The sequence below is a fragment of the Streptomyces sp. NPDC085524 genome (genome assembly GCF_044541755.1).
Lineage (GTDB): Bacteria > Actinomycetota > Actinomycetes > Streptomycetales > Streptomycetaceae > Streptomyces.
Genome location: NZ_JBITTH010000006.1, coordinates 348,782 through 360,264 on the forward strand (window position 1 = coordinate 348,782; position 11,483 = coordinate 360,264).

Genomic DNA, 11,483 nt, shown 5'->3' on the forward strand with positions numbered 1-11,483 from the left:
GTGGCGGGGCCGTTACCGGCTGCCGCCGGGTTCGCCGCGGAGCCCCGTGGGCGCCCCCGCCACCCGCCGGTACTCGCTCGGGCTGATCCCGTACGCCTCCCGGAAGGCGCGGCTGAAGGACGGGGCGTTGGGGAAGCACCAGCGGGCGGCGATCTCGTGGACCGGGCGGGCCGCCAGGTCGGGGCGGGAGAGGTCCGTGCGGCAGCGTTCCAGACGGCGGCGGCGGATGGAGGCGGCCACGCTCTCGCCGCCCTCCTTGCGGAACAGCGCGTGCAGTCCGCGTACGGAGATGTTGTGCGCGGCGGCGACGGTGCCGGGGGTGAGCTGCGGGTCACCGAGGTGGTGCTCGATGAAGGCGTCGATCCGCTCGCGCAGGGCGCGGGCGCGGGTCTCGACGGGGAGTTCCCCGTAGGCGTCGACGCGGTGCGCGAAGCAGGCCGCGGCGAGGTCGACCGCGGCCGCGCCGAGCCCGCTCAGCTCGTGCGGTGCGCAGGCGGAGGCGTGTTCGCCGAGCGAGGCGACGAACCGGGCCAGGACGGCCCCCATGCCGCTGTCCGTGGCGATGCGCCGGCCCAGCAGCCGGTCGACCCGGCCGGACCGCAGCGGCAGGACGTCCTTCGGCAGGTGGATGATGACCGACCGGTTCGGGCCCCGCCCGGGGTGGGCCACGGTCTCCTGGGGGCGCGAGGTGTCCCAGAGGATCATGTCGCCGACGCCGAACTCCTCGTCGCCGCCGTTGTGGGACATCCACCACCGGCCGCCGGTGATCAGTGCCAGCTGGTACTGCTCCGGGTCGCCGCGCCGGATCAGGGCGGGCGTGCGGCGCGAGTGCAGGGGGGAGTGCGAGAACCTCGACAGCTGGGTCGCCCCCAGGCCGATCGTCGACGCCTCCGCGTGGAAGTCGGCGCGGCGCTCGCTCATGATCGCGGTCGGGAGCAGCGCGGAGGCGACGACGTCGCGGAACCACTCGAACCTCTCCGCCACCGGCACCGCGGCGGCGGTCGCCCTGATCCACATTCCGGCAGTTCCCCCTCGGCTACGGGGACCCCTTCCCCGAGGTCTCCGGAACGGGACACGCACGCGGGATCGGTTCCGGTTGCGGGTGGGGGTGGGGATGCGGGTGCGGGTGCGGGTGCGGGTCCTGCGGTGCCGAAGGCGCAGGGATCGTGACGCGGGCCCGGGTCGCCTCGCGGGCCAGGGCCCGGCCGCGCAGCCGCAGGATCTGGGTGATGCCCAGCGCCTCGAGCACGAACACCGTCGAGAAGGCGATCCGGTAGTCGTCCCCGGTGGCGTCCAGCAGGATGCCCACCGTCAGCAGCGTCGTCATGGAGCCGATGAAACCGCCCATGTTGGTGATCCCGGAGGCCGTGCCCTGACGTTCCGGCGGATTGGCCGGGCGGGCGAAGTCGAAGCCGATCATCGACGCCGGGCCGCAGCCTCCCAGCACCAGGCACAGCGTGACCAGCAGCCACATCGGCGCCCGGTCCCCCGGGTAGGCCAGGACCGACCCCCACAGCAGCGCGGTCACCCCGACGGTGCCGAGCGCGAGCGGGATCCGCGAGGACTGGCGGCGGCCGATGATCTGGCCGTAGACCAGCCCGAGCGCCATGTTCGAGGCGACGACCAGCGTCAGCAGCCCGCCCGCGGTGGTCCGCGACAGCCCCTGCGCCTCCACCAGGAACGGCATGCCCCACAGCAGCAGGAAGACCATCGCCGGGAACTGCGTCGTGAAGTGCACCCACAGCCCGAGCCGGGTGCCGGGCTCGCTCCAGGACTCCTTGATCTGGCGGCGTACGAAGCCGCTCCCGCCCCGCGCCGCGGCCGCGGGCGGCCCGTGCCCCTCGGGGTTGTCCCGCAGGAACAGCACCAGCGGCACCAGGACCACCAGCCCCGCCGCCGCGCTCCCCGCGAAGGCCGCCGTCCAGCCGACCCCGTGCAGGACGGGTGCGAGGACGAGGGTGGAGACGAGGTTGCCCGCCATGCCGACCAGCCCGGCGAGCTGGGCCATCAGCGGGCCGCGGCGGGCCGGGAACCAGCGGGTGCCGAGCCGCAGCACGGAAATGAAGGTCATCGCGTCGCCGCAGCCCAGCAGCGCGCGGGCGGCGAGCGCCATCCCGTACGAGGGCGAGAGCGCGAAGCCGAGCTGCCCGACGGTGAAGAGCACCGCGCCCAGCGTCAGCACCTTCTTGGTGCCGAGCCGGTCCACCATCAGGCCGACGGGGACCTGCATGCCCGCGTAGACGAGGAGCTGGAGGAGCGAGAACGCGGCGAGGGCGGAGGCGTTGACGTGGAAGCGGTCCGCCGCTTCGAGGCCGGCCACGCCCAGGCTGGTACGGAAGATCACCGCGACGAAGTAGACGGCGACGCCGATGCACCAGACGGCGACGGCCCGGCGCCCGCCCGGAGGGTCCTTCGGCAGCGCGGTCACCGGCCCTGCCCCCGCACCAGCGCCTCGACCCGCCCGATGTGGCCGCGCACGGCCGCGGCGGCCGTGTCCGCGTCCCCGGCGCGCAGTGCGTCCAGGATTTCGGTGTGCTCGGCGAGCGTCCGCTCCACCCGCTCGGGGTGGGCGTGCAGCACGGCGACGCCCATCCGCAGCTGCCGGTCGCGGAGCTGGTCGTAGAGCCGGCCCAGGATCTGGTTGCCGGTGGCGGCCACGATCTCGGCGTGGAAGGCCCGGTCCGCGGCCGTCATCGCGGGGAGGTCGCCCGCGGCGGCGTACCGGCGCTGCTCCTCGATCAGCCCGGCGAGCCGGTCCAGCAGGCCGGGTGGGGCCGGGACGGCCCTGCGTACGGTGAACTCCTCGATCAGCAGCCTGGTTTCGAGGACGTCGTTGATCTCCTGCGCGGAGACGGGCAGGACCAGCGCGCCCTTCTTCGGGTACAGCTTCAGCAGCCCCTCGGTCTCCAGCCGCAGCAGCGCCTCGCGGACCGGAGTGCGGGACACCCCGACGGCCTCGGCGAGTTCGCCCTCGGTGAGCAGGCTGCCGCCTTCGTAGCGGCGGTCGAGCACGCCCTGTTTGACGTGCTGGTAGACGCGTTCGGCGGCGGTGGCGGGGGCGACTGCGGGGGTGGCTGGGGCCGGCATGCGCACAGCATAGATACAACAGGGGTGCAAGCCGGGCGCCGTCCATGATGCGGACGCCGTCCGCCCGCCGCTGCATCGAAGGGTGTACCGGGGCTTCGTCCACCGGCAGGACGTACGGGGCCGCGCCCGCCGGGACCCTGAAGTCATGGCCGACACACTCCTCGCCGGCGCGGACCGCACGACGGCCGCTCGGCTGCCGCTCCTCGACGTCCTGCGCGGCGCCGCCGTCCTCGGCACGCTCATGACCAACGTCTGGATCTTCGCCTCCCCCGGCTCGGAGTGGAGCGTGCTCCAGGGCGGGCTCAGCGCGCCCGACCCTCTCGCCGACCCCTCTGCCGCCACCGTCGTGGAGAGCGTCTTCCGCTTCCTGGCCGACGGCAAGTTCCTGTCGCTGCTCACGATCCTGTTCGGCGTGGGCCTGGCCATCCAGTACGACTCCGCCGCCCGGCGCGGCGAGCCCTGGCCGGGGCGGTACCCGCGCCGGGCCGCCTTCCTCTTCCTGGAGGGCACGGTCCACTTCCTCCTCGTCTTCGCCTGGGACGTACTGATGGGGTACGCCGTCACCGCGCTCCTCGTCGCCTGGCTCCTGGCCCGCTCGGAGCGCGTACGGCGGGTGGCCCTGTGGACGGCCGCGGGGGTGCACCTGACGCTGGTCGGGCTGGTGACCCTGGGGGACCTGGCCACGCCGGACGGCGGCCCGAAGACCCCCGCCCCGGAGGCGGTGCGGCTCTACGCCCATGGCAGCTGGGCCGACCAGATCGCCTTCCGGCTCGACCACTTCGCCGCCCTGCGCATCGAGCCCGTCTTCACCTTCGGGCTGCTCGTCCTCCTCTTCCTCCTCGGGGTCCGGCTGCACCGCGCCGGCGCCTTCGCCCCGACCGCCGCCGGGCGGCGCATCCGCGTCCGGATGGCGGCCTGGGGACTGGGCCTCGGGCTGCCGCTGGGCGCGGCCGCGGCCCTCGGCGGGCAGGACTTCTTCGTACTGGGCCGCTACGGCATCGCGCCGCTGATCGCGGTCGGGTACATCGGCCTGATCGGCACCGCCCTCGACCGCTTCGCGGTGCCCGGGGCGAAGGCGCTCGGCTCCGTCGGGCGCACCGCCCTGTCCTGCTACGTCGCCCAGAACCTGCTCTGCATGCTGCTCTGCTACGGCATCGGCCTGGGCCTGGCCGAGCGCCTGGGCGGCAGCGGTCCCTGGTGGGTGATGGGCCTGTGGGCGGCGGTGTCCCTCGCGCTGGCCGCCGGATCGGGGCTGTGGCTGCGCCGCTTCGAGCGGGGCCCGCTGGAATCCGTCCAGCAGTGGGCGCTCAGGAGCCGGTGACCGGCTCCTCCCCGCGGGCGGAGGGGGTTCCCTGCGGGCGACGACCGGCAGGTACCGGCAAGCGGTGGAGGGCTCAGCCCGCGGTGACCTCCACCTCCAGCACGAACTCGTCGTACGGGGCCTCCTGCGGGTACGGCGGCCGGATCTGGGCGAAGCGGATCCGGGCCCGCCCGCCCGGGCAGCGGCCGCGGACCACGTACGTCCGCTCCAGGGAGGCGCCCGGCAGCGGCCGCTCCGTGGCGGGCGCGGCCTCGCTCACCGAGACGGCGTCCTCGTCGCCGGTCACCTGCCAGGTCCACACGTACCCGCGCGCACCGCGCCCGGCGAGCGTCAGCTCGTACGACTCGCCGGCGGCGAGGGCGACCTCGCGTACCTCCACCCGCCACGACCTTCCCGCTCCGGCCCGTGTCCTCAGACGGGGCCGATCACCGACCCTTCGTGCCAGCCCGCTCCGTTGCGCCAGTAGTGCTGGAGGATGCGGTCGGTGCGCAGCACGATCACCTCCAGGTTGAACCCGAAGCTGCCCTGCAGCATCCCGGTGACCGCGGCGACGTCGTGCCCGAAGACGGCGCTGCGGGTCCACGGGGACCCGGAGGCGTTCCCGCGCCACCAGTGCTCGACGCGGCCGCCGGCCACGGCCACGCACAGCTCGTAGTTCCCGGCGGTGTCCTCGTCGGCGGCCCCGTACTGGGCCTCGATCAGGCAGGGCGCGGAGACGGCCGCCGTACCGCTGCCGAAGACCTCCCCGGCCCGCCAGACGAAGCCGTTCGGGTCGTCGCGCCACCACAGCTGCATCCGGCCGTCGGTGCGGGCGGCGACCAGGTCGAGGTGGCGGCTGCGGGTCTGGACGAGGGCGGGACCGAAGTGGGCGATGCCGGAGGCGAAGCGGCCGCCGTCGTTCCAGGTCCAGGGCGCGCCGTTGATCCGCCACCAGTGATTGAGGCGGCCGTCCACGGTGCGGACCACCACCTCGAAGTTGCCCGGCTTGCCGTAGTCGCTCTGGATGAAGGCCGGGGTGGACCCGATCGCCGCGTCGCCCGGCCCGAAGGCACCGCCGTCGCGCCAGACGCGGGCCGACTGCTCGTAGTACCAGTGGCGCAGCCGGCCGCCCGTGGTGACGTGCAGGGACTCCATGTTGCGGTTGTAGGTGGTGCCGGTGAAGGCGGGCTGGCCGGAGGCGTCGTTCGCGAAGATGCCCCCGCGGGCCCAGAGGAAGGGGGAGTCGCCGTCGCGCCACCAGTGCTGGAGTCGGTTGCCCGTCGTCGTCCCGAGCAGCTCGAAGTTGCGGTGGGCGCGGCCGTTGCCGCTCTCGTAGACGTTGCCGGTGTGCAGGCGGCGCTTGCTCCAGGGGTCGATGTTGGTGCCGCGCAGGCCGCACTTGGCCCAGTGGTCGATGCCGGCCTCGCCGTACGCGATCCGGCCGTAGCCGCCGACGTGGTAGCCGGTCCCCCAGGAGTTCTTGAACAGCCAGCAGCCGGCCGCGTCGTCGTAGCCGACGATCAGCACGCAGTGCCCGCCGGCCAGGTGGTCGCTGGTGCGGTGGTAGACGCCCGATCCGAGCCCGAAGAAGTCGTCGTAGACGTCGAAGCAGGCGGTGAGCGGGCCGACCGTGTCCAGCCACACCTTCTGCTGCTCCACGTCGCCGAGGCGTACGTAGTCGGTGATCCGGACGGTTCTCCCCGAGCGGTCCCAGCTGGGCGTGTACTCGGCCCGCCAGGCGTCGCGGCGGGAGGCGGGCAGTCCGTCGGGCGGGACGCTGTACGGCCAGCAGTCCGGGTCGGCGAGCCCGCCGTTGTCCCTGACCCAGTCGAGCGCGGTCTCGGGGTTGGAGCCCTGCCCGCAGCTGAACCGCAGGCCGTCGTGCACGTCGCCCTCGGAGCGCTCCGCCCACACGCCGTGCTCGATGCGGGCCATCGACTCCACGAGACCGGCCGCGCCGAAGGCCCAGCAGGAGCCGCAGGGGTTCTGGTCCTTGACCTTGGTGATCCACGGCCAGCCCCAGCGGCTGCGCCAGTCGACGGCGGCGGGCCGGGCAGTGCCCGTGGCCGGGGCGCCCGGGATCAGCCCGTGGGCGGCGCGGCGCCGGGTCAGGTGCGCATTGCCGCTCGCGTGCCCGATCAGCCCCCGCAGATCGACCGTTCCCGCCTCCTCGGCGGGTGTCAGGTTCGCCCCGGGTTCCAGGCCGAGCGAAGGCCTCGGCACGGGCTCGTCGTCGGCCAGGTGCTCCGAGACGGACCACCGCGCCCCACGCGATGCGAGCCGCGCCCGCAGCTCCCCCGCCGACTGGACGTGCTCCTCCGGCATGACGCCCCCCAGCTGCAACCGTTCGAATGCCAGACCCGGGAGCGTCCCCCCGGCCGCGGGGACCGTCAAGGGGGTCCGCGCGGTCGCGCGGGGGCACGCGGGGGCACGTACGGTGCAGGGATGAACGAGGCACGCGAGGAACGCCAGTTGGCCATGATCGAAGAGGTTCTGGCCCTCGGCGTGGAGGTCTGGCTGCGGGGCGGCTGGGCGATGGACTTCTGGCTCGGGGAGATCACCCGGCCGCACGAGGACGTGGACTGGTTCGCCTGGTCACGGGACGCGGACCGGCTGACGCAGCTCCTCACGGCACGCGGGTACGGGGTCCTGCGCGCGGACGACCAGCAGCTGGACCTCGTACGCGACGGCGAGGAGCTGAGCTTCGCCCTGGTCGCGCGGGACGCGGACGGCCGGGTGGTGGTGGCGGGCGGCCCGTGGGCGGGGACCGCGTGGCCGGAGGGGATGCTCTCCTCCCCCGAACCGGGTCGGCTGCGCGGCCTCGCCTGCCCGGTGGTCTCGCCCGAGGCTCAGATCGAGATCAAGCGCATGATGCCGGTCTGGGTCCCGGGCCGCCCCCGGCGCCGGAAGGACACCGAGGACGCGGCCCGCCTGGAGGCGGCCCTGGCCGCCACCGGGACGGCGGCTACAGGAGCTTCGGCACCGACCGATCGGTGACGCCGTGGGCGCCGTACCGACCGGTGCTCAGCGCATGCCGGGGGACGGCGGCCAGGCGCCACTGGCGGGTCGTCCGTGCCGCTGCCCGGCCGTCAGTTGGTCAGGACCGGCGTGCACAACTGCCCGAACTGGCCGTCCCTCGAGTAGATGCAGACGGCGGCGTCGGGCTGCCTGCCGCTGGCGAAGTAGTAGGAGTAGGTCCCGCCCGACGTCACATAGAACTCGCCCCCGTCACCCACGTGCTGGATGCCGTTGTGGATGAGCAGGTTGAAGTCGACCTTGCCGGACATGCTGCTGTAGAACTTGGCGTTGTAACCGCTGCTGCCTTCGTAGATGCAGACCGTGCCGACGCCGTTGCGGACACTGCAGGTGCTCTCGCCAGGGGAGGCACTGGCGGAGCCGGCCGTGGTCAGGATGCCACCGAGGGCAAGGGCGGCGGATGCGGCGGCGACGGCAAGACGCCGGGTACGTGCGAGTGTCATGACAGGCCAATCTCTTTCGCCGGGGGGCCTTTGCGGCGGCCTCCACCGGGCAGTTACGGAACGTGCTTCGGCCGTTTCTCCGGGATCGGCTAGACCCAGTCGGTGTACCAGCGGCCACGGCTGTTGAGGTCGATCAGCACGACCATGCAGGTGGTGTTGATGTCGTAGGGGTCGCGTCCGAGGGAGAAGGTGTACGTCTTGGTCTCGCCCGGAGAGATCCAGAAGGCGCCGCCGTCACCCCAGGTGCCGTCCTTCGAGCCGGTGCACGTCAGGTTGAAGTCGACGTTCGCCGGCGTTCCGCTGTACTTGGCGTACTTGGCATCCCAGCCGTTGGACACGGTCCTGATGCACAGGTCGCCGGCACCGATGTTCTTGCAGTGCCATGATCCTGCCGCCTGCGCGGGGGCGGCGGTGAGGACAGTGGTGCCGAGCAGCGCGGCGCCCACGGCGGCCACGCCGGCCACGCGCCGCTTCAGGGCGGTCTTCTTCGTGCTCATCCGGTACATGCGTGCACTCGTTTCAGTCGTTGATTCCTGTACTTCGGGGAGCCTAGGAATCCCGGACCGACGTTGCTGTGCGGGCCGCGCAAGGTTCGTTGAGGATGCGCGCAATGCGCCCGGCGGCCTCAGGCATCCAGGGAGATGGCGTTCTTGGCGCGGTCCACGGATTCCTCCGAGGCCGGGCCGCCGGGGTTCTCCGTGGCCAGGGCCTGGTTGGCGGTGACGAACGGGCGCATCCGGTGCTCGTAGGCGGCGTACGCGGTGCGGTGGTCGCCCGGCGCCTGGGCGAGGCAGTCGGCGAGGACGTAGGCGCCCACCAGGGCCATGCTGGTGCCCTGCCCCGAGAGGGGCGACGGGCAGTAGCCCGCGTCCCCGAGGAGGGTCACCCGGCCGCTCGACCACTGGTCCATGCGGATCTGGGCCATGGCGTCGCAGTAGAAGTCGGGGGCCTTGCGTGCGGCTTCGGCCAGCCGGGCCCCTTCCCAGCGCAGGGCCTCCAGCTTGCCGACGACGGTCTCCCGCAGGGCCGCGGGCCGGCGCAGGTGGTCCGGCAGCGGGCCGGACTCGAAGCCGAAGGCGACCCTGAGCTCGGTGTTGTCGCGCACGGGCATGATGCCGAAGCCCGTGTCACCGTCGGTCAGCCACAGCTGCCAGTCGTCCAGGCCCAGGAAGTTCTCCGCGCCGAACACCGACAGGTAGCTGCCCAGGTGGTGGGTGAAGCCCTCCTCGGGCCCGAAGGCGAGGCGCCGCACGGTGGAGTGGAGCCCGTCCGCCCCGACGACGAGGTCGAAGGTGCGGGACGGGTGGCGGGCGAAGTCCACGCGCACGCCCGCCCCTTGCTCCTCGAGTGCGGTGATGGTGTCGTCGAAGAGGTACTCGACGTCCTCGCGCGTGTGCTCGTGCACCATCCGCACCAGGTCCTCGCGGAGCACCTCGATGTCCTCGCCGTCGAGCCGGCCGCTGCTGAAGGTGGCCTCGGTGGAGCGGTGGACCTCGTTGCCCTCCGGGTCGAGGACGGACATGCCGCGCATGCGGGTGCGGACGCCGCTCGCCCGCTCCAGCAGGCCCATCCGGTCGACGACGTCGAGCGCGACGCCACGGATGTCCACGGCCTGGCCGCCCGCACGGGGGCCCGCGGCGCGCTCGACGACGGTGGGACGGAAGCCGTGGCGGCGCAGCCGGTGGGCGAGCACGGGACCGGCGATCCCGCCACCTGAGATGAGTACGGTCTGCATGGCATTTCCCCTTCGGCGTGTGGTGCTGCGGCTGCTCGTACGGTGTACGTATGACTGACCGTACGGTGCACGCACAGGCTCCTCAACTGGGCAAATACCGGTGCTGTACTAGGGCAGTTGATTCCGCGAGCAGGATCGTCGCTGCTACCCTCTGCACTAGTACAGACCAGGGAGGCGGCAGAACGTGACGAAGGCCACAGGGGCAGCGGGGGATCCGCCCTATCTGCGGATCGTCGCCGAGATCCGGCGGCGCATCACCGAGGGCGAGCTCGGCCCGGGGGACCCGGTCCCTTCGACCCGGCAGATGGCCAGGGAATGGGGGGTCGCACTCGCCACCGCCACCAAGGCGCTGACCACCCTCCGCATGGAGGGCCTCGTCGAGACCCGGCCCCGGACGGGCACGGTCGTCGCCGGGACCGCTCCCGGCACCGCCCCGCCCCGGCGGCGCCCGCCACCCGCCCCGGACCCGGAGCGGGAGCTGAGCCTGGAGCGGATCGTGCGCACCGCCGTCGAGATCGCCGACACCGAAGGGCTCGCCGCGCTCTCCATGCGCGGGATCGCGGCCCGGCTCGGCGTCGCGCCGATGTCGACGTACCGGTACGTGCCGAGCAAGGAGGACCTCGTCCTGCTCATGGCCGACGCGGCGTTCGGCGAGGAGTCCTACCCGGCCGACGCCCCTGCCGACTGGCGCTCCCGCATCGAGCTGAGCGGGCGGACCCTGTGGAGCCTGCACCGCAGGCACCCGTGGCTGGCACAACTCGGCTCGCTCACCCGCCCGTTGCTCGTGCCGAACCTGATGGTCCACGGTGAGTGGGTGCTGGGCGCGCTCGACGGGCACGGCCTCGCCCCGGAGACGGTGTTCGACATCCACGTGCTGCTCTACAGCCACGTACAGGGGCTGGCGGCGCACCTGGAGGCGGAAGCACAGGCCGAGGCCACGACGGGCCAGTCGGAGGAGCAGTGGATGGACAGCCGTGCGGTCGCGCTCGGGGACCTGGTGTCGTCCGGCCGCTTCCCGGCCTTCGCCAAGGTCGTCGGCTCCTTCGAGGACGGCTACGACCTGAGGCTGGACCACCTCTTCGAATTCGGCCTGCGGGCCCTCCTGGACGGGCTGGCGCCCGTCATCGAGGGCCGGTAGCCCCGGCGGCGGTCGTGGAGCGGTGCGGGGCCGCCGGGGCCGCCGGGCGCGTCGTCGGCAGGACCGTCTGGGCGGAGCCCGCGATCGACGGCCCGGCGGCACGGGGGGCGGGTCAGTAGGAGACGCGGCCCGTCGAGTACCGGTCGAACTCCAGGTAGAACTTCGTGCCGTCCTTCACGTCGGTCGCGGCCAGGCCCCAGGTCCCCGCGTACACCCAACGGAAGGAATTGCAGTACCAGCCGCCGCTGGAGGGGACGAAGCAGGTACGCACCTTCGCGGTGGCGTTCGCCTTGACGTTGATGTCGTTGCAGTACGACGTGGTCACCGCCAGCACGTCGTGCGGCCAGGTGTTGACCTCGTCGGTCACGTAGTTCCGGGCCGTGTCGTTACAGGCCAGGGCGCCCGCCTGGGCCGTACCTGTGGATACGGCGAGCAGGCCGGTCGCGGTGAGAGCCAGGGTCGCCAGGGTGGCGGCGGCCTTGCGTGTGAACATCGGGTTCCTCCGACGCGTCGAGTGGCATGTCCACGCCAGAGTGGTGGGTCCCGGGAGCGCGCGGCAATGGTCCGGACTTGGCGACCGTGACGTAGCCCCGCCCCGGCTCCGCGTAGTCGCCGGGCCCGGTTCCGCACCGCCAACCGGCGTGGTCCGCAGTCGGCGCGGCGCCGGCCGCCCCGCCCCCGGGCCCACCGCCGCCAGCGCCCGCCACCGCCCGCCGCGCCCCGCGCCCGGCCGCGGCCCGGGCG

General features: G+C 73.2%; 12 protein-coding genes. 3 read left to right on the forward strand and 9 right to left on the reverse strand.

Going from position 1 to position 11,483, the window contains the following annotated elements; all coding sequences use genetic code 11:
- Nucleotides 1–12 precede the first annotated feature (12 nt).
- Genes ACIGFK_RS12100 through ACIGFK_RS12110 form a run of 3 tightly spaced genes read right to left on the reverse strand, consistent with a single transcriptional unit; the run spans nt 13 to nt 3,087 of the window.
- Nucleotides 13–1,017 carry a helix-turn-helix domain-containing protein gene (locus ACIGFK_RS12100; protein ID WP_400051413.1) on the reverse strand — a complete coding sequence of 335 codons (1,005 nt, stop codon included), beginning with the start codon at nt 1,015–1,017 and terminating at the stop codon, nt 13–15.
- 19 nt (nt 1,018–1,036) lie between these two features.
- Nucleotides 1,037–2,419 (reverse strand): nitrate/nitrite transporter, encoded by a 1,383-nt coding sequence (locus tag ACIGFK_RS12105; RefSeq protein ID WP_400051431.1) that lies wholly within the window; start codon nt 2,417–2,419, stop codon nt 1,037–1,039.
- 5 nt (nt 2,420–2,424) lie between these two features.
- Entirely contained in the window at nt 2,425–3,087 is a 663-nt protein-coding gene (locus ACIGFK_RS12110) for a GntR family transcriptional regulator (RefSeq protein WP_400051415.1), read from the reverse strand.
- A gap of 145 nt (nt 3,088–3,232) precedes the next feature.
- Here ACIGFK_RS12110 and ACIGFK_RS12115 point away from each other — a divergent pair, with 145 nt between their 5' ends.
- Nucleotides 3,233–4,408 (forward strand): DUF418 domain-containing protein, encoded by a 1,176-nt coding sequence (locus tag ACIGFK_RS12115; protein WP_400051417.1) that lies wholly within the window; start codon nt 3,233–3,235, stop codon nt 4,406–4,408.
- Between the two features lie 73 nt (nt 4,409–4,481).
- On the opposite strand, the gene ACIGFK_RS12120 is transcribed toward ACIGFK_RS12115, so the two are convergent.
- Both ACIGFK_RS12120 and ACIGFK_RS12125 read right to left on the reverse strand, forming a co-directional pair.
- Entirely contained in the window at nt 4,482–4,787 is a 306-nt protein-coding gene (locus ACIGFK_RS12120) for a protease inhibitor I42 family protein (RefSeq protein ID WP_400051419.1), read from the reverse strand.
- A 32-nt stretch (nt 4,788–4,819) separates the two neighbouring features.
- The gene (locus ACIGFK_RS12125; RefSeq protein WP_386467903.1) at nt 4,820–6,712 is read right to left on the reverse strand and encodes a C1 family peptidase; all 1,893 of its coding nucleotides are present in this window, start codon (nt 6,710–6,712) and stop codon (nt 4,820–4,822) included.
- Nucleotides 6,713–6,832: 120 nt separating this feature from the next.
- Here ACIGFK_RS12125 and ACIGFK_RS12130 point away from each other — a divergent pair, with 120 nt between their 5' ends.
- A complete protein-coding gene (locus ACIGFK_RS12130) occupies nt 6,833–7,384 on the forward strand; it encodes a nucleotidyltransferase domain-containing protein (RefSeq protein ID WP_376659912.1) in 552 nt (183 codons plus the stop codon).
- A 92-nt stretch (nt 7,385–7,476) separates the two neighbouring features.
- Here the strand turns inward: ACIGFK_RS12130 and ACIGFK_RS12135 are convergent, their stop codons facing one another.
- The 3 genes from ACIGFK_RS12135 to ACIGFK_RS12145 form a co-directional block, all read right to left on the reverse strand.
- Nucleotides 7,477–7,866, reverse strand: coding sequence for a hypothetical protein (locus ACIGFK_RS12135; protein ID WP_376659911.1), 390 nt, complete (start codon nt 7,864–7,866; stop codon nt 7,477–7,479).
- Between the two features lie 89 nt (nt 7,867–7,955).
- Complete coding sequence (locus ACIGFK_RS12140; RefSeq protein WP_376659910.1) at nt 7,956–8,363, reverse strand: hypothetical protein; 408 nt, start codon at nt 8,361–8,363, stop codon at nt 7,956–7,958.
- 128 nt (nt 8,364–8,491) lie between these two features.
- Nucleotides 8,492–9,601 carry an FAD-dependent monooxygenase gene (locus tag ACIGFK_RS12145; RefSeq protein ID WP_376659909.1) on the reverse strand — a complete coding sequence of 370 codons (1,110 nt, stop codon included), beginning with the start codon at nt 9,599–9,601 and terminating at the stop codon, nt 8,492–8,494.
- 184 nt (nt 9,602–9,785) lie between these two features.
- Here ACIGFK_RS12145 and ACIGFK_RS12150 point away from each other — a divergent pair, with 184 nt between their 5' ends.
- Nucleotides 9,786–10,739 (forward strand): TetR/AcrR family transcriptional regulator C-terminal domain-containing protein, encoded by a 954-nt coding sequence (locus ACIGFK_RS12150; protein ID WP_400051423.1) that lies wholly within the window; start codon nt 9,786–9,788, stop codon nt 10,737–10,739.
- A gap of 112 nt (nt 10,740–10,851) precedes the next feature.
- Here ACIGFK_RS12150 and ACIGFK_RS12155 read toward each other — a convergent pair whose 3' ends face one another.
- Nucleotides 10,852–11,232, reverse strand: coding sequence for a hypothetical protein (locus ACIGFK_RS12155; RefSeq protein ID WP_376659907.1), 381 nt, complete (start codon nt 11,230–11,232; stop codon nt 10,852–10,854).
- Nucleotides 11,233–11,483: the final 251 nt, after the last annotated feature.